17 protein-coding genes are annotated in these 22,471 nt (G+C 67.8%); 11 read left to right on the top strand and 6 right to left on the bottom strand.

The features are described 5' to 3' along the window. Positions 1 to 96 precede the first annotated feature (96 nt). Entirely contained in the window at positions 97 to 723 is a 627-nt protein-coding gene (gene eda, locus IP91_RS21080; protein WP_145651660.1) for a bifunctional 4-hydroxy-2-oxoglutarate aldolase/2-dehydro-3-deoxy-phosphogluconate aldolase, read from the bottom strand. After that, complete coding sequence (gene edd, locus IP91_RS21075; RefSeq protein WP_145651658.1) at positions 720 to 2,645, bottom strand: phosphogluconate dehydratase; 1,926 nt, start codon at positions 2,643 to 2,645, stop codon at positions 720 to 722. The genes eda and edd overlap by 4 nt, the downstream gene beginning before the upstream one ends. A gap of 218 nt (positions 2,646 to 2,863) precedes the next feature. On the opposite strand from edd, the gene pgi reads away from it, so the two are divergent. From pgi to IP91_RS21050, 5 genes are all read left to right on the top strand, one after another. Beyond that, positions 2,864 to 4,513 (top strand): glucose-6-phosphate isomerase, encoded by a 1,650-nt coding sequence (gene pgi, locus IP91_RS21070; RefSeq protein ID WP_145651656.1) that lies wholly within the window; start codon positions 2,864 to 2,866, stop codon positions 4,511 to 4,513. Continuing rightward, complete coding sequence (locus tag IP91_RS21065) at positions 4,510 to 5,400, top strand: SMP-30/gluconolactonase/LRE family protein (protein ID WP_145651654.1); 891 nt, start codon at positions 4,510 to 4,512, stop codon at positions 5,398 to 5,400. The genes pgi and IP91_RS21065 overlap by 4 nt, the downstream gene beginning before the upstream one ends. Before the next feature lie 86 nt (positions 5,401 to 5,486). Next, positions 5,487 to 6,959 carry a glucose-6-phosphate dehydrogenase gene (gene zwf / locus IP91_RS21060; RefSeq protein WP_145651652.1) on the top strand — a complete coding sequence of 491 codons (1,473 nt, stop codon included), beginning with the start codon at positions 5,487 to 5,489 and terminating at the stop codon, positions 6,957 to 6,959. A 99-nt stretch (positions 6,960 to 7,058) separates the two neighbouring features. Then, on the top strand, positions 7,059 to 7,913 hold the full coding sequence (locus IP91_RS21055) for an SIS domain-containing protein (RefSeq protein WP_145651650.1): 855 nt from the start codon (positions 7,059 to 7,061) through the stop codon (positions 7,911 to 7,913). 7 nt (positions 7,914 to 7,920) lie between these two features. Then, the gene (locus IP91_RS21050; RefSeq protein WP_145651648.1) at positions 7,921 to 9,042 is read left to right on the top strand and encodes a hypothetical protein; all 1,122 of its coding nucleotides are present in this window, start codon (positions 7,921 to 7,923) and stop codon (positions 9,040 to 9,042) included. Here the strand turns inward: IP91_RS21050 and IP91_RS21045 are convergent. Next, the gene (locus IP91_RS21045) at positions 9,027 to 10,304 is read right to left on the bottom strand and encodes a D-amino acid dehydrogenase (protein ID WP_145651646.1); all 1,278 of its coding nucleotides are present in this window, start codon (positions 10,302 to 10,304) and stop codon (positions 9,027 to 9,029) included. The genes IP91_RS21050 and IP91_RS21045 overlap by 16 nt on opposite strands. A 112-nt stretch (positions 10,305 to 10,416) precedes the next feature. On the opposite strand from IP91_RS21045, the gene tal reads away from it, so the two are divergent. The 4 genes from tal (at position 10,417) to IP91_RS21025 (ending at position 17,305) form a co-directional block, all read left to right on the top strand. Beyond that, a complete protein-coding gene (gene tal / locus IP91_RS21040; protein ID WP_145651644.1) occupies positions 10,417 to 11,346 on the top strand; it encodes a transaldolase in 930 nt (309 codons plus the stop codon). Positions 11,347 to 11,504: 158 nt separating this feature from the next. Beyond that, positions 11,505 to 12,665 carry an efflux RND transporter periplasmic adaptor subunit gene (locus IP91_RS21035; RefSeq protein ID WP_145651642.1) on the top strand — a complete coding sequence of 387 codons (1,161 nt, stop codon included), beginning with the start codon at positions 11,505 to 11,507 and terminating at the stop codon, positions 12,663 to 12,665. Next, entirely contained in the window at positions 12,666 to 15,878 is a 3,213-nt protein-coding gene (locus IP91_RS21030) for an efflux RND transporter permease subunit (protein WP_145651640.1), read from the top strand. Continuing rightward, positions 15,875 to 17,305, top strand: a complete 1,431-nt coding sequence (locus IP91_RS21025) for an efflux transporter outer membrane subunit (protein WP_145651638.1) — start codon at positions 15,875 to 15,877, stop codon at positions 17,303 to 17,305. Before IP91_RS21030 ends, IP91_RS21025 begins: the two co-directional genes overlap by 4 nt. A gap of 9 nt (positions 17,306 to 17,314) precedes the next feature. On the opposite strand, the gene IP91_RS21020 is transcribed toward IP91_RS21025, so the two are convergent. Beyond that, the gene (locus IP91_RS21020; protein WP_145651636.1) at positions 17,315 to 17,581 is read right to left on the bottom strand and encodes a hypothetical protein; all 267 of its coding nucleotides are present in this window, start codon (positions 17,579 to 17,581) and stop codon (positions 17,315 to 17,317) included. A 57-nt stretch (positions 17,582 to 17,638) separates the two neighbouring features. Here IP91_RS21020 and IP91_RS21015 point away from each other — a divergent pair, with 57 nt between their 5' ends. Both IP91_RS21015 and IP91_RS21010 read left to right on the top strand, forming a co-directional pair. Next, positions 17,639 to 18,730: a patatin-like phospholipase family protein gene (locus IP91_RS21015; protein WP_145651634.1), complete on the top strand. Its 1,092-nt coding sequence runs from the start codon at positions 17,639 to 17,641 to the stop codon at positions 18,728 to 18,730. A 210-nt stretch (positions 18,731 to 18,940) separates the two neighbouring features. Beyond that, complete coding sequence (locus IP91_RS21010) at positions 18,941 to 20,602, top strand: methyl-accepting chemotaxis protein (RefSeq protein ID WP_145651632.1); 1,662 nt, start codon at positions 18,941 to 18,943, stop codon at positions 20,600 to 20,602. Here IP91_RS21010 and hemW read toward each other — a convergent pair. Beyond that, positions 20,538 to 21,794, bottom strand: coding sequence for a radical SAM family heme chaperone HemW (hemW, locus tag IP91_RS21005; protein ID WP_145651630.1), 1,257 nt, complete (start codon positions 21,792 to 21,794; stop codon positions 20,538 to 20,540). The genes IP91_RS21010 and hemW overlap by 65 nt on opposite strands. Before the next feature lies 1 nt (position 21,795). After that, positions 21,796 to 22,401: an RdgB/HAM1 family non-canonical purine NTP pyrophosphatase gene (rdgB, locus tag IP91_RS21000; protein ID WP_145651628.1), complete on the bottom strand. Its 606-nt coding sequence runs from the start codon at positions 22,399 to 22,401 to the stop codon at positions 21,796 to 21,798. Between the last annotated feature and the right edge of the window lie 70 nt (positions 22,402 to 22,471).

Genomic DNA, 22,471 nt, shown 5'->3' with positions numbered 1-22,471 from the left:
AAGTTGCGTGCCTTCGTGACAATCAACGGGGCGCTGGGGTTGCCAAAGAAAAAAGGCGCCCGCAGGCGCCTTCGCATGATGCCGCTGCTGTAGACCTCAGCCGCGCAATCCGCTCGCCGCCTTCGCCAGCATCGTGATGTGATCCCAGTCGCCCGCCTTCATGGCGTCCTTCGGCGTCAGCCACGAACCGCCCACGCAGGCGACATTCTTCAGCGCCAGGAAGGCCGGGGCGGTTTCCTGCGAGATGCCGCCGGTCGGGCAGAAAGTGATGTCCGACAGCGGGCCGGCAATCGCGTTCAGCATGCCCACGCCGCCCGCCGGCACCGCAGGAAACAGCTTGAGCTGCTTGAATCCCTGTTCGCGCGCCTTCATCACTTCCGATGGCGTCATCACGCCCGGCAGCAGTGGCAGGCCGCTGGACTTGGCAGCGGCGATCAGCGCATCCGTCAGGCCCGGCGATACGCCGAACACGGCGCCGGCATCGCGCGCGGCGGCGAATTCGTCCGGCTGCGTGAGCGTACCGACGCCGACGATGGCGCCTTCCACGGCGCTCATCGCGCGGATCGCGGCCAGGCCGTGCTGCGTGCGCAGCGTGACTTCCAGCACGCGGATGCCGCCCGCCACCAGCGCTTTCGCGAGGGGCACGGCGTGGTCGGGATCGTCGATCGCGATCACGGGGATCACGGCCGAGGTACGCATAATGTCGAGCAGAGTCATGGTCATGGCGCTTTCTTCACAAGGAAATCTTCATCGGAACCGGGCATCGTGTCGCCCACCTCTTTGCCGTCGTGCAGGTCGGCGCTGCTGTCGGCCGGCGACGGCAGCGGGAACGTGGCCGCGCCCTCTTCCGCCTTCGACACGTTGTTGCGGAACATCGCGAACAGTTCGCGGCCCATGCCCACATGGCTGGGCGACAGGTCGGCCTCGGCCGGCGTGCGGCCGGCCCATTCGGCGGCATCGACCTTCGCTTCCAGCGTGCCGGTGGCGGCATCGACGCGGATGATGTCGCCGTCGCGCACCAGGCCCAGCGGACCGCCGGCCAGCACTTCGGGCGACACGTGGATCGCTGCCGGCACCTTGCCGGAGGCGCCGGACATGCGGCCGTCCGTCACGAGCGCGACCTTGCGGCCGGCATCCTGCAGATTGGCCAGCGCCGGCGTCAGCGCGTGCAGTTCCGGCATGCCGTTGGCGCGCGGACCCTGGAAGCGCAGCACGGCCACGAAATCGCGATCGAGCTTGCCGGCCTTGTAGTCGGCCATGAAGTCTTCCTGCGAGGTGAACACCAGCGCCGGCGCTTCCACCGTGCGGTGCTCGACCTTCACGGCCGACACCTTCATGATCGCGCGGCCCAGGTTGCCCTCGACCTTGACCATGCCGCCATCCTTGGAGAACGGGTCGGCGGCGGTGCGCAGCACCTTGTCGTCGCCCGCCACGGCCGGCGAATCCTTGAAGACCACGCCCTTGCCGCCTTCGCCCAGGAACGGTTCCTTGCAGTGGTTGCGCAGGCCCTTGCCCAGGATGGTCGTCACGTCCTCGTGCAGCAGGCCCGCATCGAGCAGCTCGCGGATCACGAAGCCCGTGCCGCCGGCCGCGTGGAAATGGTTCACGTCCGCATCGCCATTCGGGTAGATGCGCGCCAGCAGCGGCACCACGGCGGACAGGTCGTTGAAATCGTCCCAGTCGATCAGGATGCCGGCCGCGCGGGCGATCGCCGGCAGGTGCAGCGTGTGGTTGGTCGAGCCGCCGGTGGCCAGCAGCGCCACGACGGCGTTGACAATGGATTTTTCATCGACCACGTGACCGATCGGAATGTACTCGTTGCCCAGTTCCGAGATCACGGCGGCGCGCTGTGCGGCGGCAGCCGTCAGCTGGTCGCGCAGTTCCGTGCCCGGCGTGATGAAGGCGGCCCCCGGCAGGTGCAGGCCCATTACCTCCATCAGCATCTGGTTGCTGTTGGCGGTGCCGTAGAAGGTACAGGTGCCGGCGCCGTGGTAGGACTGCGATTCGCCTTCCAGCAGCTCCTCGCGGGTGGCCTTGCCCTGTGCATAGCGCTGGCGGATGGCCGCCTTTTCCTTGTTCGACAGGCCGGAGGTCATCGGACCGGCCGGGATGAACACGGCCGGGATATGGCCGAAGTGCAGTGCGCCGATCACCAGGCCCGGCACGATCTTGTCGCACACGCCCAGGTACACCGCAGAGTCGAACATATTGTGGGACATGCCGATGGCCGTGCTCATGGCGATGGTGTCGCGCGAGAACAGCGACAGCTCCATGCCCGGCTGGCCCTGCGTCACGCCATCGCACATGGCCGGCACGCCGCCCGCGAACTGCGCCACGGCGCCCACGTCGCGCACGGCATCCTTGATGATCGGCGGGAAGTGTTCGAAGGGCTGGTGCGCCGACAGCATGTCGTTGTAGGCCGAGATGATCGCGACGGAAGGCTTCTTCACTTCCTTCAGGATCAGCTTGTCGTTGGCCGGAAAGGCCGCGAAGCCGTGCGCCAGGTTCGTGCAGGCCAGCGTGCTGCGCTGCGGCCGGCCCTGGATGCGGGCCGCTTCGATATGGGCGAGGTAGGCGCCGCGCGACGGGCGGCTGCGTTCGATGATGCGTGCAGTGACTTGTTCGAGGACTGGGTGCAAAGCCATTATGCTTCCTTATCGATGAATTTCCGAAATTTTACTACAGAAGGCGAAAGGCGTGCTGCCCCGGCATTCTTCATGGGCAAACGATCGCCAAGGGAACAGGGGATGATGGTAGATTCACGGAATTATTTGTTTTTCGATGTGCGATCCTGTAGTGAACTTACCAGCTTTTCCTGTATAGTTCCTCCATATCGAAACTGACATCATGACTGATCAGCCACATGCGCCAGCCCCTGTTGACCACCACGCCCGCCTACCAGGCCCTGCAAGCCCATGCCACCGATGCGAAAGGCTGGCAGCTGCGCCAGCTGTTTGCCGACGATCCTGAGCGATTCCCGAAACTGACGGCCGATGCGGCCGGCCTGTTCCTCGATTTTTCCAAGAACCGCATCACGGCGCGCACGCTCGAGCTGCTGGTCGACCTGGCCCGCGAGCGCGGCGTGGAAGCGCAGCGCGATGCAATGCTGTCTGGCGAGAAAATTAATCTTACCGAACAACGCAGCGTGCTGCACACCGCCCTGCGTATGCCGCGCGGCAAGGCGCTGGTGGTCGAGGGCCAGGACGTCAATGCCGACGTGCACAACGTGCTCGACCGCATGCGCGTCTTCACGGACAAGGTCCGCAACGGCACCTGGCTGGGCGCTTCCGGCAAGCCGATCACGGACATCGTCAACATCGGCATCGGCGGCTCCGATCTCGGCCCGAAAATGGCCGTGCTGGCGCTGCGCTCGTTCGCCCATCCGCGCCTGACGATGCACTTCGTGTCGAACGTGGACGGCCATGACATGGATGCCGTGCTGGCCAAGGTGAACCACGAGACCACGCTGTTCATCGTGGCCTCGAAGACCTTCACCACCGCCGAGACGATGCTCAACGCCGGCACCGCGCGCACCTGGTTCCTGGGCCGCGCCAAGGAAGAGGACCTGGCGCGTCATTTCGTGGCCGTGTCCACCAACACGCAGGCCGTCGCCGCCTTCGGCATCGATACGGACAACATGTTCCCGTTCTGGGACTGGGTCGGCGGCCGCTATTCGGTCTGGTCGGCGATCGGCCTGTCCGTCGCGCTGGCCGTGGGTTTCGGCTATTTCGAGGCGCTGCTGGAAGGCGCGCACGCGATGGACGAGCACTTCCGCACCGCGCCGCTGGAAGAAAATCTGCCCGTGCTGCTGGCCCTGACGGGCTTCTGGAACCGCGAGTTCCTCGGCGCCACGTCGCTGTCCATCGCGCCATATCACCAGGACCTGAGCCGCTTCCCTGCCTACCTGCAGCAGCTCGACATGGAAAGCAACGGCAAGCGCGTGACGAAGAGCGGGCAACCCGTGGACACCGTCACCTGCCCGGTCGTGTGGGGCGAGTGCGGCACCAACGCGCAGCATGCCTACTTCCAGCTGCTGCACCAGGGCACCGACATCGTGCCGATCGACTTCATCGCCGCGCTGCGCGCCACGCACGACCTGCCGGGCCACCACGATGCGCTGCTGGCCAACTGCTTCGCGCAGTCGGAGGCCTTCATGAAGGGCAAGACGGCCGACGAGGTGCGCGCCGAGCTGACCGCGCAGGGCCTGCCGGCCGCGAAGATCGACGAGCTGGTGCCGCACCGTACCTTCCCCGGCAACCGTCCGTCGAACACGATCCTGATGGAGCAGCTGACGCCGCTGACCCTGGGCGCATTGATCGCGCTGTACGAACACAAGACCTTCGTGCAGGGCGTGATCTGGGATATCGCCAGCTTCGACCAGTGGGGCGTGGAGCTGGGCAAGGTGCTGGCCAAGAAGATCCAGGCCGAGCTGGAGGGCGACGTGGACCAGGCTGCGCACGACAGTTCCACCAATGGCCTGATCATCATGGCCAAGGCCGCGAAGCTGCCATGAGCGCATACGACATCACCGTCGCCTTCGATGGCGTGATGCAGGTGGGCGAAGGCCCCCTGTGGCATGCCGAGGAGAAGGCGCTGTACTGGGTCGATATCGACGGGCTGGCCGTGCACCGGCTGCAGCTGGCGTCGAACCGGCATGACAGCTGGCCGATGGCGACGGAACCTTCGTCGCTGGCGCGCCATGCCGGGGGCGGCCTGGTGGTCGCCACGCGCGCCGGGTTTGTACACCTCGACACCGTTACCGGCGTTGTCAGCGAGATCGCCCCCTCCCCGTTCGACCAGTCCAGGGCCCGCTTCAACGACGGCAAGCCCGATGCGGCGGGCCGCTTCTGGGTCGGCACGATCTACGAACCGCGCGACCAGCCGGCTGCCGAGATGTATGTCCTCGAAAAGGGGGCTGTCCGCCTGGCGTGGTCCGGCGGCATGACGAATTCGAACGGCCTGGCCTTCAGCCCGGACCACCGCACGATGTACCACGCCGACACGACGACGCACCGCGTGACGCGCTACGACTTCGACCTGGCGGCCGGCACCGTGAGCAACCAGCGCGAAGTGCGCCAGTTCTCGATGGTCAAGGACGCCGATTACGGCGGCCGCCCGGATGGTGCGGCCGTCGACAGCGCGGGCAATTACTGGGTGGCGATGTTCGAAGGTGGCCGCATCGTCAAGCTGTCGCCCGAGGGCGAACAGCTCGATGAAATCGTGCTGCCGGTGCGCTGCCCGACGATGGTGGCCTTTGGCGGCGACGACCTCAGGACGCTGTTCATCACCACCGCCGGCAAGCGCCCCGCGGACGAGCTGGCAGCCTTGCCGCTGTCCGGCCGCGTGCTGGCCGTGCGGGTGGATGTGGCCGGGCTGGTGCAGCCGGCGTACCAGCCGTAACCGCCGTAGCAATCATTTTTTGAAACGCAGGTTCCAGCAGCACGTCAGCCGGAATGTCCGGCAAAACCAACCATACGACACCCATCATGGCACTTTCCGATTTTGACCTGGTCCTGTTCGGCGGCAGCGGCGATCTCTCGATGCGCAAGCTGCTGCCCGCGATGTTCTCGCGCGACGTGTGCGGCGACCTGCCGCCGGACGCGCGCATCATCTGCGTGGGCCGGCACGACAACAGCCAGGAAGAATTCATCGAGACCGTCAACACGACGTCGAAGCCGCACATCAAGGCGCCCAAGGTGACCTACGAGAACTGGGCTCGCTTCACGAAACGCATCGTGTACGTGTCGCTCGATGCCACCGATTCCTCCAGCTACAAGGGACTGGTGGAGGCGCTGCGGGGCGACGAGGGCCTGACGCGCGTCTACTACCTGGCCACGCCGCCGGCGCTGTTCGCGCAGATCTGCGACAACCTGAAGGACAACGGCCTGGTGACGCCGACCTCCCGCGTGGTGCTGGAAAAGCCACTGGGCCGCGACCTGGAATCGGCCAAGCAGATCAACCGCGAAGTGGGCGAAGTGTTCGAGGAATCGCAGATCTACCGGATCGACCATTACCTGGGCAAGGAAACGGTGCAGAACCTGCTGGCCCTGCGCTTCGGGAACATCCTGTTCGAGCCCCTGTGGCGCCGCGAATGGATCTCCGACGTGCAGATCACCATCGCCGAGAAGCTCGGCGTCGGTAACCGCATCGGCTATTACGACACCTCCGGTGCGCTGCGCGACATGCTGCAGAACCACCTGCTGCAGCTGCTGTGCATCGTGGCGATGGAGCCGCCGTCGTCGATCGCGCCGGATGCCGTGCGCGACGCGAAGCTGCAGGTGCTGCGCTCGCTGAAGCGCTTCACCCCGACCACGCTGGCGCAGAACATCGTACGCGGCCAGTACCGCGCCGGCCATGTGGACGGCCAGGCCGTGCCGAGCTACCGCGACGAGCCGGATGCACCGCAGGGTTCGCGCACCGAGACCTTCGTGGCCATGAAGGCGGAGATCGATACGTGGCGCTGGGCCGGCGTGCCGTTCTACCTGCGCACCGGCAAGCGGATGGCCGATGGCCTGGCCGAGATCGTGGTGCGCTTCAAGCAGATCCCGCACTCGATCTTCAACCAGCCCACCTCCTCGTTCCAGCCGAACTCGCTGGTGATCCGCCTGCAGCCGGACGAAGGCCTGCGCATGAACCTGATGGCGAAGACGCCCGGCGAGGGCATGCGCCTGAAACCGGCCGAGCTGGAACTGGACTTCCGCGAATCCTTCAAGGCACCGCGCATGGATGCCTACGAACGCCTGCTGCTCGACGTGCTGCGCGGCCAGCTGACGCTGTTCATGCGCGGCGACGAACTGGAAGCGGCCTGGGAATGGGTCGAACCGATCCTGAACAACTGGGAGCAGGACGACACGGCGCCGCTGCCCTACACGTCCGGCACGTGGGGCCCGGCCGCTTCGTCCGCGCTGATCGGGCGCGACGGGCTGCAGTGGCGCGAAGAAGCGCTGCCTGAAGATTAACCATGGCAGGAGGCGCCTGGCCTGCATGGCCAGGCCGTTCCGCAGGCGCGAAGCATGCTTCACGACACCCTGCTCCACCCTGAGGACCAAGTCAAACCCATGCTGCTCGACTCCATCCGCACCCAGCTCGATTCGCTGTCGAAATCGGAGCGCAAGGTCGCGCTGGCCGTGCTCGACAACCCGTCGCGCACCGTCAGCTCGAACATCACGGCGCTGGCGAAAAGCGCGCAAGTGTCGGAACCGACCGTCGTGCGCTTCTGCCGCACGCTGGGCTACGACGGCTGGCACGAATTCAAGCTGAAGCTGGCGCAGGGGCTGGCCGTGGCGCTGCCCGGCCTGAACGAGGCACCGTCGCAGGGCGACCTGGCGGCGGACCTCGTCAACAAGATCTGCAGCCGCTCCATCAACACGCTGCTGGACCTGCGCAACAACCTGCAGCCGGAGCCCGTGCAGCGCGCGCTGGACATCCTGTCCACGGCGAAGAAGATCGAGTTCTACGGCCAGGGCACCTCGGGCATCGTGGCGGCCGATGCGCAGCATAAATTCTTCCGCTCCGGCGTGCCGACAGTGGCCTATTCCGACCCGGCGATCCACAACATCGCCGCGGCGCTGCTGCGCCAGGGCGATGCATTGGTGGCCATCTCGCAGCGCGGCAACAGCCCGGCGCTGGTGCACTCGGCGCAGCTGGCCAAGGACGGCGGCGCGGACGTGATCGTGCTGGCCCCGTCCGGCACGCCGCTGGCGGACCTGGCGACGGTGCTGATCCCGATCGACCTGATCTTCAATATCGACCCGTACACGCCGATCTCGGCGCGCCTCGCCTACCTGGTCGTCATCGACATCCTCGCCGTCGGCCTCGCGCTGAAGCGGGGCCCCGAATTCCGCCGCACGATGCAGAACGCGCAGAAGGCGCTGCAGGAGTTCGAGGTGCAGTTCGATTCCTTCATCGGCTAGCAGCGCGATGCGTTGGCTGCGCGTGCGCCTGGCGCGCATGGCCGTGTCGCCTTGGGCGCCGCTGGCGTCCTTCGTTGCCATCCTGGCGCTGACCCGCTCGCCGTGGGGCGTGCCGCTCGGCTTCCTCGCGGTGTGGTGGCTGACACGCCCCGGCGGCAAGCTGCACGACATGGCCGAACAACTGCGCGATCCGGCGCGCTGGACGTCGATCCCGCCCGATGCGGACGACCTGGCCGGTCATGCCAGCACGGCCCCGCGCCAGATCGGGTCCTGGGGCGAGCTGGGGATGGGCGGCCCGGAATACGGCACGCTGCTGCTGCCGGACGGCGCGATCCTGCACGAGATCGATGGCGTGTCGCGGGTCGGCACCAGCGCCCTCTACCTGGCCACGAAGGTCGGCAGAGGCGGCAACACGGTGCTGGTCTATGACAGCGCCACGCAGCGCCTGCATGACCTGCCGCTGCCGGCCAGTACCCCGTCGCTGACGGAGCAGCGCCTGCGCGCCGCCTGCGCTGCCGACCCGTCACCCATCCCGCTGCACCGGGTGCTGGGGTTGCTGCTCGCAGCCGAGGTGCCGGTCCCGGCGCCATTGCTGGAACGTCGCCTGCGCAATGGCCGCCTGCTGACCGCCCGCCTGCTGCTGCCGGCCGACCTGCGCGGCGCCGGCGAGCCGGAAACGCTGCTGCACACGCTGCCCTACCAGCTCAGCGTGGATGGCCACCCCACGGCTATCTATGTATCCGGCCTGGAGGACTGCCACGAAAGTCCGTCCGGCGACCAGTTCGCCGTGCGCGGCATCCTGCTGCGCCGGCACCGCGTCGAGGCAGGCCTGTGGCACCACTGCTATCTGGGCCGCTACTACACGGTGCAGGCCCACGCCAGCAATGGGGAAGGCACGTTCTTCCTTGACGTCGCACGGCTGGCCGATGGCGGCGCCGTGACGTACACGCTCGATCGCTGCAGCTGGGGGCCGGATGGCCGCATCGCGCTGCCGCCGCCTTCGGCCCCGATGGCACTGGACGTGCACTGGCAGCGGCCGCCCTTGCGCGTGGCGACCCGGGACAGGACGGCGCGGCTGCAGTTGCCGGAACGATTGCCCGACGCCGCGCTGGATTATTCGCGGGCCTGAGCGCGCAGCATCGATGCGAACGCCGGTTCCACGCCAGGTGACAGCGCCGCGGCACCGGGGATCGCATCGGCCACCTGCTGCGCCGTTGCCGCGGCGAGTGTCCAGCCGAGGTGGCCGTGGCCCGTGTTGTAGAACACGCGTGGGGACCTGCCGGGGCCGACACGGGGCAGCAGGTCCGGCAGCATCGGGCGCAGGCCGGCCCAGGGCGTGACGGAGGCGGTGGAGACGCCGGGGAATTCGCGCCGCACCCAGTCGATCAGCGGCCCGATGCGCTGCGGCCGGACCGTGCGGTCGAAGCCGCACAGTTCGGCGGTGCCGGCCACGCGCAGGCGGTCGTCGCCGAAGCGGCTGGCGACCAGTTTGGGACCATCGTCGACGAGGCTGATGCGCGGTGCAGCGGCGCGGCTGGCGGCATCGTCCAGCGCCACCGTGATCGAATAGCCCTTCACCGGATAGACATTGACGCGGTCGCCCGCCATCCCGGCCAGCGCGCGGCTGGCGGTACCGGCGCAGATCACCGCCGCATCGAACCGCTGCGTGGATGGTTCCCCGGCATGGCCAATGGTGAGCGTGACGCCATCGTCAGCGGGCCGCAGCGCCGCCACCTCGCGCTCACACAGCAACTGCACGCCGCGCCGCACGCAGGCTGCGGCGAGTCCGGTCGTAAAAAGATGGATGTCGCCGCTGCTGTCGCTGTCCGTATAAAAACCGCCATAGTAGTTCCCGTGCAGCGCCGGCTCCAGCGCGCGCATGTCCGATGGCGTGACGGCCCGTCGCACCAGCCCCGCCTGCGCCAGCAGCCCCGTCACGCCGGCGGCATGCTCGAACGCGCGGCGATCGCGATACAGGTGCAGGATGCCTTCGCGGCGCAGGTCGAAGGCGATCCCCTCCTCCGCCGCCCAGGCGAACAGATGCTCGCGCGCCGCGATCGCCAGCCGCGCCAGCGTGACCGTGTTCTCGCGGTAGCGGGGAATCGCGCGCAGGAACTGTGTCAGCCACGACATCTTGTGCCAGCCGGGCGCCGGATGCAGCAGCAGGGGCGCATCCTGGCGCAGCATCCAGCCCAGGCCCTTGCGCACCGTCGACCAGCTGTTCCACGCCTCGGCATGCGAAGCGGAGAGCTGTCCGCCGTTCGCGAACGAGGTTTCCATGGCCGGATGCGGGTGCCGTTCGATGACGGTGACGGCCATGCCGCGCCGCGCCAGCGCGTAGGCCGTGGTGATGCCGGTGATACCGCCGCCGATGACTGCGATCTGTTTCATGCGTGACAAGTCTGTGCAGATTGCCGCAAGGATACCCGAAACAATTCGGTACAATAGGCTTTTGCCTGTTCAACCCGTTCAACCAGTTCAACCGCTCTTCTGCGCTCCCGTCATGAATCAACTCGAACAACTGAAGCAGTACACCAAGGTCGTGGCCGACACCGGCGACTTCCAGTCGATCCAGGCCTACACGCCGCGCGATGCGACCACCAACCCGTCGCTGATCCTGAAGGCGGTGCAGAAGGAAGAGTACCGGCCGCTGCTGGAAAAGGCCGTGCGCGACAACCCGAACGCCTCCACCGGCGAAGTGATCGACAAGCTGCTGATCGCGTTCGGCGGCGAGATCCTGAAGATCGTCTCGGGCCGCGTCTCCACCGAGATCGATGCGCGCCTGTCGTTCGATGTCGAGGCCAATGTGGCCAAGGGCCGCGAGCTGATCGACCTGTACGAGAACGCCGGCTTCGACCGCGAACGCGTGCTGATCAAGATCGCCTCCACCTGGGAAGGCATCAAGGCCGCCGAGATCCTCGAGAAGGAAATGATCCACTGTAACCTGACGCTGCTGTTCTCGCTGCCGCAGGCGATCGCCTGCGCCGAGGCGGGCGTGCAGCTGATCTCGCCGTTCGTGGGCCGCATCTACGACTGGCACAAGAAGCAGACCGGCATCGACTACCAGGGTGCGGAAGACCCGGGCGTGCAGTCCGTCAAGCGCATCTACAACTACTTCCGCAAGTTCGGCTACGAGACCGAAGTGATGGGCGCCAGCTTCCGCAACACCAGCCAGATCCTGGAACTGGCCGGCTGCGACCTGCTCACCATCAGCCCGGACCTGCTGCAGAAGCTGGCCGACAGCAACGAGCCCGTGGAGCGCAAGCTGTCCGCCGACAATCCGGGCCCCGCTGCCAAGATGAGCGTGGACGAGAAAACCTTCCGCTTCATGCTGAACGAAGATGCGATGGCGACCGAGAAGCTGGCCGAAGGCATCCGCGCGTTCTGCGCCGATTCCGGCAAGCTCAAGCAGATTATTTCCGGCATGCGCTGAACCACGGCGCAGTGTGGTTGTCCATCGAGGGAGCTGCGGCTCCCTTTTTTATCGCCACCTGATTTATCGTCACGCCGAAACCATTTGTCGCATTAGCTGATATACAATCTTTTACTTCGCCCGCATCCGCCCGCCTTCCCTTTCCGCAGGAGGCATTGATGAGATTGGCCCTGTTCCCCGCTGTCTGCGCCGCCGCTGCCGCTGCCACGTTGAGCGGCTGCGGCAGGAAGGAAGCGGCGCCGCCCCCGCCACCGCCACCCACCGTCTCCGTCATCACGGTAGCCGCCGCCGCGGTCGCCGTGACCGATGAACTGCCGGGCCGGGTGGAAGCCTACCGGGTGGCGCAGGTGCGCGCGCGCACGCCTGGCATCGTCCTGAAGCGCGTGTTCGAGGAAGGGTCGGACGTGAAGGCCGGCCAGGTGCTGTTCCGCATCGATCCGGCCGAGTTCCAGGCCAATGTGGCGAGCGCCGAGGCGGCCATCCAGCGGGCCCAGGCCAACCTCACGCTGGCCCAGATCCGCGAGCGCCGCTACAAGCCCCTGCTGGCCGCGCAGGCCGTCAGCCAGCAGGAATACGACGATGCCGTGGCGGCGCAGCAGCAGTCGGCCGCCGACCTGGCCACGGCCCGCGCGGCGCGCCGGACGGCCGGGCTCACGCTCGGCTATGCCACGGTGACGGCGCCCATCGCCGGCCGCGTGGGCCGCGCGCTCGTCACGGAAGGGGCGCTGGTCGGCCAGGGCGAAGCTACGCCGATGGCGCTGGTGCAGCAGCTCGATCCGATCTACGTGACAGTCACGCAATCGTCCACCGAGCTGCAGCAGCTGCGCCAGGCGCTGGCCAGCGGCCGCCTGAAAAGCGCCGGCAAGGATGGTGCGCGGGTGACGGTGGTGCTGGAATCGGGCGAGGCCTATCCGCAGGCGGGCAAGCTGCTGTTTGCCGATGCTTCCGTGGACGAAAGCACGGGCACCGTGTCGCTGCGCGCCGAGCTGCCCAATCCGGGGCGCACCCTGCTGCCCGGCATGTACGTGCGCGCCCGGCTGGAACGGGGTATCGACGAGAAGGCCATCACCGTGCCGCAGCAGGCCATCGTGCGCGGTGCGGAGGGCGCGTCCGTGATGATCGTCGGGGCGGACAACAAGGTGGTGGCGCAGCCCGTGCAGGCGGAGGCGGCCAGCGGCAACCGCTGGATCGTCAGCAGCGGCCTGAAGGGCGGCGAGCGCATCATCGTGGAGGGCTTCCAGAAGGCCAAGCCGGGCGCGCCCGTCAAGCCGCAGCCGTGGCAGCCCCCGCCTTCATCAGCCAGACCGGCGGGGGCCTAGATGCCGCGCTTCTTCATCGACCGGCCCGTGTTCGCCTGGGTCATCGCGCTGTTCATCCTGCTGGGCGGCGTGCTGGCGATTACCGTGCTGCCCGTGGCGCAATATCCCACGATCGCGCCGCCGTCGATCGTCGTCACGGCCACCTATCCTGGCGCCACCGCGCAGGTGCTGGACGATGCCGTCACCAGCGTCATCGAACAGGAGATGAACGGCGCCGAGGGCCTGCAGTACGTGGAATCGGAGAGCAATGCCACGGGCGGCGTGACGATCACCGTCACCTTCATCCCCGGCACCAATCCGGACATTGCCGCCGTCGATGTGCAGAACCGCATCAAGCGCGTGGAATCGCGGCTGCCGCAGGCTGTCACGCAGCAGGGGGTGCAGGTGAACAAGGCGCGCTCGAACATCCTCATGTTCGTGGGCCTGTATTCGACGGACGGAAGGATGGATCCGACGGCGATCGGCGACTACATGGCGCGCAACGTCGTCAACGAGATCAAGCGCATTCCCGGCGTGGGCCAGGCGCAGTTGTTCGGCACCGAGCGGGCGCTGCGCGTGTGGGTCGACCCGAACAGGCTCACCGGCTACCGGCTCAACATGAGCGACGTGACGGCGGCGATCCGTGCGCAGAACGCCCAGGTCACGTCCGGCACGATCGGCGACCTGCCCAGCCCCAGCTCGCAAACCTACCAGGCGCCGGTGGTGGTGACGGGGCAGCTCACGTCGCTTGCCGAGTTCGCCCGCATCGTGCTGCGCGCGAACCCGGACGGTTCCGCCGTGCGGCTGGCCGACGTGGCGCGGCTGGAACTGGGCGGCGCCAACTACAACATCAGCGCGCGCCTGTCCGGCAAGCCCTTCGTGGCGATCGCCGTGCAGCAGTCCCTGACCGGCAATGCACTGGCCACGGCCAACCTCGTGCGCGACCGCATGGACGAGCTGCAGAAGTACTTCCCGCCCGGGCTGGCGTACACGGTGCCGTACGACACGTCCCGCTTCGTGCGCATCTCCATCGAGGAAGTGGTCAAGACGCTGCTGGAAGCCGTGCTGCTGGTGTTCCTCGTCATGTACCTGTTCCTGCAGAACCTGCGCTACACGATCATTCCCACCATCGTGGTGCCGGTGGCGCTGATGGGCACGTTCGCGGCGATGCAGGTGTTCGGCTATTCGATCAACGTGCTGACGATGTTCGGCATGGTGCTGGCCATCGGCATCCTGGTCGACGATGCCATCGTCGTCGTCGAGAACGTCGAGCGCATCATGAGCGAGGAGGGATTGTCGCCGCGCGATGCCACGCGCAAGGCCATGTCGCAGATCACCGGTGCCATCATCGGCATCACGCTCGTGCTGATCGCCGTGTTCGTGCCGATGGCCTTCTTCGGCGGCGCGGTGGGCGCGATCTACCGGCAGTTCTCGCTGTCGATGGTGGCCGCCATGGCCTTCTCGGCGCTGATGGCGCTGACGCTCACGCCGGCCCTGTGCGCGACGATCCTCAAGCCCGTGCAGGCCGGCCACCACGTGGAAAAGCGCGGCTTCTTCGGCTGGCGCTTCTTTAGCTGGTTCAACCGCAAGTTCGCCGCCACCGCCACCAGCTACCAGGGCGTGGTGGCAAGGATCCTGCTGCGCACCGGCCGCTTCATGCTGGTCTTCGCCGTGCTGCTGGCACTGGTGGCGTGGCTGTACATCCGGCTGCCCTCGTCCTTCCTGCCCAACGAGGACCAGGGCTACATCGTCACCAATGTGCAGCTGCCGCCCGGTGCCGCGCGCGCGCGGGCCGATGCCGTGCTGGCGCGCGTGGAAGCCTATTTTCGCGAGCAGCCGGAAGTGGCCCGCACGATCTCGGTGGCCGGCTTTTCGTTCTCCGGCAACGGCCAGAACGCCGGGCTGGTATTTGTTCCGCTGAAGGACTGGGGCGAGCGTGGCCGGGGCCAAGCGGCGGACGACCTGGCGGGCCGCGCACTCGGTGCGCTGTCCGGCATTCCGGATGCGATCGTGTTCCCCCTGTCGCCGCCGCCGATCCGCGAGCTGGGCAACGCCACCGGCATCACGGCAAGGCTGCAGGACCGCAGCTCGCTGGGCCACGCGGCGCTGGTGAGTGCACGCAACCAGCTGCTCGGCCTGGCCGGGCAGAGCAAGGTGCTGCGCGGCTTGCGGCCCGAGGGGCTGGAAGACGCGCCGCAGCTGCAGGTGGAGATCGACCGGGCCAAGGCGCAGGCGCTGGGCGTCACCTTCGCGGACATCAACGCCACCCTGTCGGCGGGACTGGGCTCCTCGTATGTGAACGACTTCAACAGCAGCAACCGGCAGCAGCGCGTGATCGTGCAGGCCGAACAGGCGCGGCGCATGCAGCCGGAAGACATCCTGCGCCTGAACGTGCGCAGCACGGACACGGGAAATGGCACGGGAGTGAGTGCAGGAGCGGGAGCAGGAACCGGCACGAACGATATGGTGCCCTTCTCCGCCTTCGCCACCACCAGCTGGATCAACGGTCCCGTGCAGCTGGTGCGCTACAACGGCTATCCGGCGATCCGCCTGACGGGCGATGCGGCACCGGGCTACAGCACCGGCGAAGCGATGGCGGAACTGGAGCGGCTGGCCGGCCAGCTGCCGCCCGGCTTCGGCATCGACTGGACCGGCCAGTCGCTGGAAGAGCGCACCTCGGGCGCGCAGGCGCCGATGCTGTTCGCCCTGTCGCTGCTGGCGGCGTTCCTGGTGCTGGCGGCGCTGTACGAAAGCAGCTCGATTCCGATTTCCGTGCTGCTGGTCGTGCCACTGGGCGTGCTGGGTGCACTGCTCGGCGCACACCTGCGCGACCTGCCGAACGACGTCTACTTCAAGGTGGGCCTGATCGCCATCATCGGGCTGTCGGCCAAGAACGCCATCCTGATCATCGAGTTCGCCAAGGACCTGCAGGCACAGGGCAAGACCGCCATCGAGGCCACCCTGGAAGCGGTGCACCTGCGCTTCCGGCCGATCATCATGACGTCGCTGGCGTTCATCCTCGGCGTGCTGCCGCTGGTGGTGGCCAGCGGCGCCGGCTCGGCCAGCCAGCGCGCCATCGGCACCGGCGTGATGGGCGGCATGATCACGGCCACCGTGCTGGCCGTGTTCCTGGTGCCCGTGTTCTTCGTCGTCGTGCGCCGGCTGTTCCATGGCAGCGAGCGGCAGCGGCGGCTGGCGGCGCACCAGCTGGACCAGCCGGAGGCCGGATCATGAAGCGCTGCCTGCCTCTGGTTGCGGCGGTGCTGCTGTCGGCATGCTCGTTGATGCCGCACTACGAGCGCCCTGCCGCACCCGTCGCGCCCACCTATCCCGTCAATGACGCCACCGCCGATGGCAGCGGCGCACCCGCCGTGGCATCCGACCTGCCCGCGGCCGACACGGCGTGGCGCGACTTCTTCCCGGAGCCGCCGCTGCAGAACCTGATCGAGACGGCGCTGGCCAACAACCGCGACCTGCGCCTGGCCGCGCTGCGCATCGACGAAGCGCGCGCCACCTACCGCATCGCCCGGGCGGATCTGCTGCCGCACCTGGATGCCACGCTGTCCGGCACGCGCGCCCGCACGCCGGCGTTCGCCACGGGTACCGGCGCGGCGGTGGTCGGCGAGCGCTTCGATGCGGGCCTGGCGCTGCCGGCGTTCGAGCTCGATTACCTGCGCCGCGTGCGCAGCCTGTCCGCGGCGGCACTGGCCAGCTACCTCGCCACCGACGAAGCGCGCCAGGCCGCGCAGATCGGCCTCGTGGCGGAAGTGGCGAACGCCTGGTTCACCGAGCGCGCCTATGCCGCGCAACTGGCGCTGGCCCAGCGCACCTACGAGGCACGCCGCCGCACCTTCGACCTGACGCGCCAGCGGCTCGACGCAGGTGCCTCGTCGCTGCTGGACGTGCGCTCGAACGAAACGCTGATGGAGACGGCGCGCGCATCGGCCCTGGCGCTGGCGCGGCAGCGCGCACAGGCCGCCAATGCGCTGACCTTGCTGGCGGGTGCGCCCGCGCCGCAGCAGGCCGGTGACGCGGCGGGAGATACCTTGCCGGACGACGCCCGACTCGACGCGATGAGTGCCCTGCCCGCCGGCCTGCCCTCGGCACTGCTGGCGCGCCGCCCGGACATCCGCGCCGCCGAGCAGCGGCTGCGGGCCGCCAACGCCAATATCGGCGCGGCGCGCGCGGCCTTCTTCCCCCGCATCGCGCTGACGGCGGCCTTCGGCAGCGCCAGCCCGGCCTTCTCCCAGCTGTTCGACAGCGGGGGCGACACGTGGTCGTTCACGCCGCAGCTGGTGCTGCCCCTGTTCGACGCGGGCCGCAACCGCGCCAATCTCGACCTGGCCGAGGTGCGCCGGAACAGCGCCGTGGCCGACTACGAACGCACCATCCAGGTCGCCTTCCGCGAAGTGGCCGATGCGCTGGCGGCGCGCACCTACCTGGGCGACCAGGTGACGGCCCAGCGCGCGATCCAGGAAGCGCAGGCCGAGCGGCTGCGGCTGCTCACTTTGCGCTTCGAAAGCGGCGTGGCCAGCTCGCTGGACGTGCTCGATGCCCAGCGCGAGCTGTTCAGCGCCGAACAGCAGCTGGTGGAAGCACGGCGGCTGCGCGCGACCAACGCCGTGGACCTGTACCGCGCGCTGGGCGGCGGCCTGAAGTAGCGCGCGGATTCAGCTTCGGATTAGCTCCGGATTCAGCTTCGGCTTCAGCTTCGGCTTCGGCTTCGGATTCGGCTTCGGCTTCGGCTTTGGCTTCAGCTTCGGCTTTGGCTTCAGCTTCGGCTTCGCCTTCAGCTTCGAACTCACCTTCTCATTCACCTTCTCATTCACCTTCCAATTCGGCTCCGGCAGCAGATCGGGCCGGGCGCAGGCTGCAAGATCATCGCCGACGCCAGCTGCGCGCGCTGTTTCGAATTGGACGTCGGGGCCAGCCGACAAGCTGGCCGCCTGGCGCAGCCGTCCCCCGCACCGGGCACCGTCCCCGTACAATCCGGCATGGACTCCCCGATCACCATCCACCTCGGCGCGCGCGCCCGCGCCCACATCGCCAGAGAGGGCCTGAGCGCCGCCGACATCGCCATCCTTCCCGCCGCGGCGGGCGGGCCGAAAGGCCTGATCCTGAACGGCATCGACCAGTGGCTGTTCGGCGCGTGGCTGCCCGGCGCGCCGCGCGAGCGCCGCCTGATCGGCGCTTCGATCGGCGCCTGGCGCATGGCCGTGTCGGCAATGGCCGATCCGGTAGCCGGCCACCAGCGCCTGGCCTGGCATTACGCGCACCAGACCTATCCGGACAAGCCCAGCGCCGCTTACGTGAGCAATACCGTGCGCGGCCTGCTCGACGAGGTGCTGGGCGGTCATGCGCACGAGGTACTGGCGCATCCCGGCCACCGCGTCACGGCCATCACGGCGCGCGGCACCGGACCGCTGGCGAAGGCGGGCGGCGTGCGCTGGCGCGAGCTGGCCGGCTTCCTGGCGGCGGCCGCCGGCAATGCCGTGTCGCGGGCGCGGCTGGCCGGCGCGCTGGAACGCGTGCTGTTCCACGACGCCCGGGATGACAGCGGCTGGCTGCGCGAGCGCTTCGATGCGCTGCCGGCCCGCTTCGTCGCGCTGGGCGCGGACAACCTGCGCGACGCGCTGCTGGCCTCCGGCTCGATCCCGCTCGTGCTGCAGGCCGTGCACGACATCGCCGGCGCACCGCCCGGCGCCTACTGGGACGGCGGCCTGGTCGACTACCACCTGCACCTGCCCTACTGGCGCGATCCAGGCCTGGTGCTGTATCCGCACTTCACCGACCGCATCGTGCCCGGCTGGCTGGACAAGTCGCTGCCCTGGCGGCGCGCCGGTGCGGGCACGCACGATCCGATGCTGGAAAACCTGGTCCTCGTCGCGCCGTCGGCGTCGTTCATCGCCCGCCTGCCGAACGCCAAGCTGCCGGACCGGAACGATTTTCCCCACTACGGCCAGGACCATGCGGCGCGCATCCGCGACTGGATGTTCGCCATCGGCGAGAGCGAAAGGATGGCGGAAGCACTGGCCCGCTGGGTCGAGCGGCCGGACCTGAACGTGGTTGCGCCATCCCTGCCGTGACGGGTGTGGCGGGAACGATAAGCTGATACAACCAAGCCAAGATTTCGTTGCCAATACGCAACCGTTCGCCCGTATTTTTGACCAATAATCACTATCATCCAAAAAGTTCTCCGTCGTTTTGCATGCCTCGCCGCATACTGATTGCGCAAATTCACTACCGCCGGGATGCCGTCAAGTGTGCGTCGCGGTGACTACATTACGGAGAACACGATGAAGTTTTTATCCAGCTTGCGCATCACCACCCGCCTGGCCGCCGGCTTTGCCGTCGTGCTGCTGCTCGGCGTGGCCGGCACGGCAGCGGCCCTGTGGCATGCCCGCGAGGCGGCCGAGGCGACCCGCCGCATGATGGACCGGCCGCTGGCGAAGGAACGCCTGGTCTCGGACTGGAACGTGATGACCTATTCGGCCATCGCGCGCACCCAGCTGATCGCGCGCAGCTCGGACACCCAGCTCTCCACCGTGTTTGCCGACGTGATCGCCGACAGCTCCAAGCGCGCCACCGCCTCCGTCAAGCAGTTCGAAGGGCTGGTCGACACGGATGCCGAACGGGCCATGCTGGACCAGACCAAGTCGCTGCGCGCGGTCTACCAGGCCGGCAAGGAAAAGGTCATGAACGCCAAGAAGGCGGGCGACGCGGAAGGCGGCGAACGCCTGTACCGCGAGGTGTTCGCGCCGGCCGCCGCCGCCTACCAGGCCAAGATGAACGACCTGCTGCAACTGCAGCGCAGCGAGATCGACGCCAGCGCCCATGCCATCGCCGATGCGAACAGCCGCGCCAACGGCCTGATGCTGCTGCTGTCCGCACTGCTGGTGGCCACCGGCGGCCTGCTGGCCTGGGCCATCTCGCGCAGCATCACCAAGCCGCTGCACGACGCGCTGGGCGTGGCCAATACCGTGGCCGCGGGCGACCTGACGCACCACTTCGACAAGGACACGACCAGCGACGAGATCGGCGACCTGATGCGCTCCCTGAAGGGCATGAACGACTCGCTGCGCACGATGGTCAGCCAGGTGCAGACCGGTACCGCGGCGATCGAGCAGGATGCCGAGCGCATCGCCGCCGGCAACCTGGACCTGTCGGCCCGCACCGAGCAGCAGGCCGGCTCGCTGGAGGAAACCGCGTCGACGATGGAAGAACTCACGTCCACCGTGCGCCAGAATGCCGACAACGCGCAGCAGGCCAACCAGCTGGCACAGGCGGCGTCCGAAGTGGCGGCCCGCGGCGGCGACATCGTCGGCCAGGTCGTCACCACGATGGGCTCGATCGATGCGTCGTCGCGCAAGATCGTCGACATCATCGCCACCATCGACGGCATCGCCTTCCAGACCAATATCCTGGCGCTGAATGCGGCCGTGGAAGCGGCGCGGGCCGGCGAACAGGGCCGCGGCTTCGCCGTCGTCGCCTCCGAGGTGCGCAACCTGGCGCAGCGCTCGGCCGGTGCGGCGCGCGAGATCAAGGAGCTAATCGGCAATTCGGTGGACCAGGTGGACCAGGGCACGCAGCTGGTGCGCAAGGCCGGCGAGACGATGGCCGACGTGGTGAGCAGCGTGCACCGCGTGACGGACATCATCGCCGAGATCACCAGCGCGGGCCGCGAGCAGACGGCCGGCATCGACCAGGTGAACGAGGCGATCGTGCAGATCGACCAGGTGACGCAGCAGAACGCGGCGCTGGTGGACGATGCGGCGCAGGCCGCCACCGCCCTGCGCGAACAGGTGGCCGGGCTGGCCCTGGCGGCGTCCGCCTTCAAGCTGGAGACGGGCAGCGCCGCGCCGGCAGCCCGTCACGGCAACGTGCTGGCCCTGCCTAGCCGCGCAGGAAAATCTGCTGCAGGTCGTTCAGGAAGCGGTGACCGAGTTCGGTCGGCCTGATCACCGTGTGGTCGCGGAAGATCAGTCCCTTTTCTTCCGCGACGTTCAGTTCCTTCTCGATCGTGTTGAGCGCCAGGCCGGTACGTTCGGCGAACAGGTTCGGCGCGAAGCCGTCCTGCAGCCGCAAGGCGTTGAGCATGAACTCGAAGCCCATCTCGTCGCGCCCGATCTCCGTCTCTTCCTGCACCGGCGTGCCGCGCGCCACCCCTTCCATGTACGACTTCGGCTGCTTGTAGCGGGCCTGCCGCAGCACCCGGTGCGGGAATGACAGCTTCGAATGGGCGCCGGCGCCGATGCCGAGGTAGTCGCCGAACTGCCAGTAGTTCAGGTTGTGGCGCCCCCGGTGGCCGGGCCGCGCATAGGCCGATACCTCGTAGTGGCCGTAGCCCGCGGCGGCCGTCATGTCCGCCACCAGGTCCTGCATGTCCGCGCTTTCGTCGTCGTCCGGCAGGGCCGGCGGATACTTGGCGAACACCGTGTTCGGTTCCATCGTCAGATGGTACAGCGACAGGTGCGGCGGCTGGTACGACAGCGCCGTCCGCAGGTCCTGGCGCGCTTCGTCCAGCGTCTGCGACGGCAGCGCGTACATCAGGTCCAGGTTGAAATTGTCGAAGTTCGCGTGCGCGATCTCGACGGCGCGGCGCGCTTCGCCATCGTCGTGGATGCGGCCCAGCGCCTTCAGATGCTGCGAATTGAAGCTCTGGATGCCGATCGACAGCCGGTTGATGCCGCTGGCCCGGTAGCTGCGGAATTTTTCCGCCTCGAAGGTGCCGGGATTGGCCTCCATCGTGATCTCGGCCGCGCCGTCCAGCGGCAGCAGCGCGCGCAGGTCGGCCATCAGCCGGTCCAGCCCCGCGGCGGACATCAGGCTGGGCGTGCCGCCGCCGATGAACACCGTGTGGATGCGGCGGCCCCAGATCAGCGGCAGTGCCATTTCCAGGTCGGCGCGCAGCGCGTCCAGGTACTGTTTTTCCGGCAGTTCGCCCTGCGCTTCGTGCGAATTGAAGTCGCAGTACGGGCACTTGCGCACGCACCATGGCCAATGCACGTACAGCGCCAGCGGCGGCAGTGCCGTCAGGTTCAGCGCGCCCGGCTGCAGGTATTGCGCGGCCACGCCGGCGGCGGTGTCGATGGTGCGGGCCGGGCCGAGGTTGCCGCTTCCCCTTGCCCCGACCGGTTTGATGGGAATCATGTCAGCCTTGCACCCGCAGCTTGTCGACCAGCGCGCGCAGCGCCTGGCCGCGGTGCGACAGGCGGTTCTTCTCGTCCGCCGCCAGCTCGGCGGTGGTGCGGCCCAGCGCGGGAATGTAGAAATGCGGATCGTAGCCGAAGCCGCCGGCGCCGCGCGCCTCGGCCTGGATCACGCCGTGCCAGGAACCATCGGCGATGACGGGCTGCGGATCGTCCGCATGGCGCACGAACACCAGCACGCAGTAGTAATACGCGGACTTGTCTTCGTGCTGCGCCAGGTCGGCGATCAGCTTTGCGCTGTTGCGCGCATCGGATTTCGGTTCGCCGCCGGCCATGCTCGCATAGCGGGCCGAGTAGACGCCCGGCGCGCCGCCGAGCGCGTTGACGCACACGCCGGAATCGTCCGCCAGCGCCGGCAGGCCGGTCAGCCGCGCCGCATGACGGGCCTTGGCCAGCGCGTTCTCGACGAAAGTGTGGAACGGCTCGTCGGCCTCCGGCACGCCGAACTCGCCCTGGGCATGCACGTCGAAGCCGACAGTGGCCAGCAGCGCGTTGAATTCCTGCAGTTTGCCCGCGTTGTTCGAGGCAAGGATCAGTTTCTGGGTCATTGAGTCTGCTGAAAAATGGGGACAGACCCCATTTATTTGGAAACATTTCTTGGAAAATGGGGTCTGTCCC

The organism is Pseudoduganella lurida (genome assembly GCF_007830455.1).
Taxonomy (GTDB): domain Bacteria; phylum Pseudomonadota; class Gammaproteobacteria; order Burkholderiales; family Burkholderiaceae_D; genus Rugamonas; species Rugamonas lurida.
The sequence above is the reverse complement of the archived record's forward strand: the minus strand, read 5'-3'. Positions and strand labels throughout refer to the sequence as shown.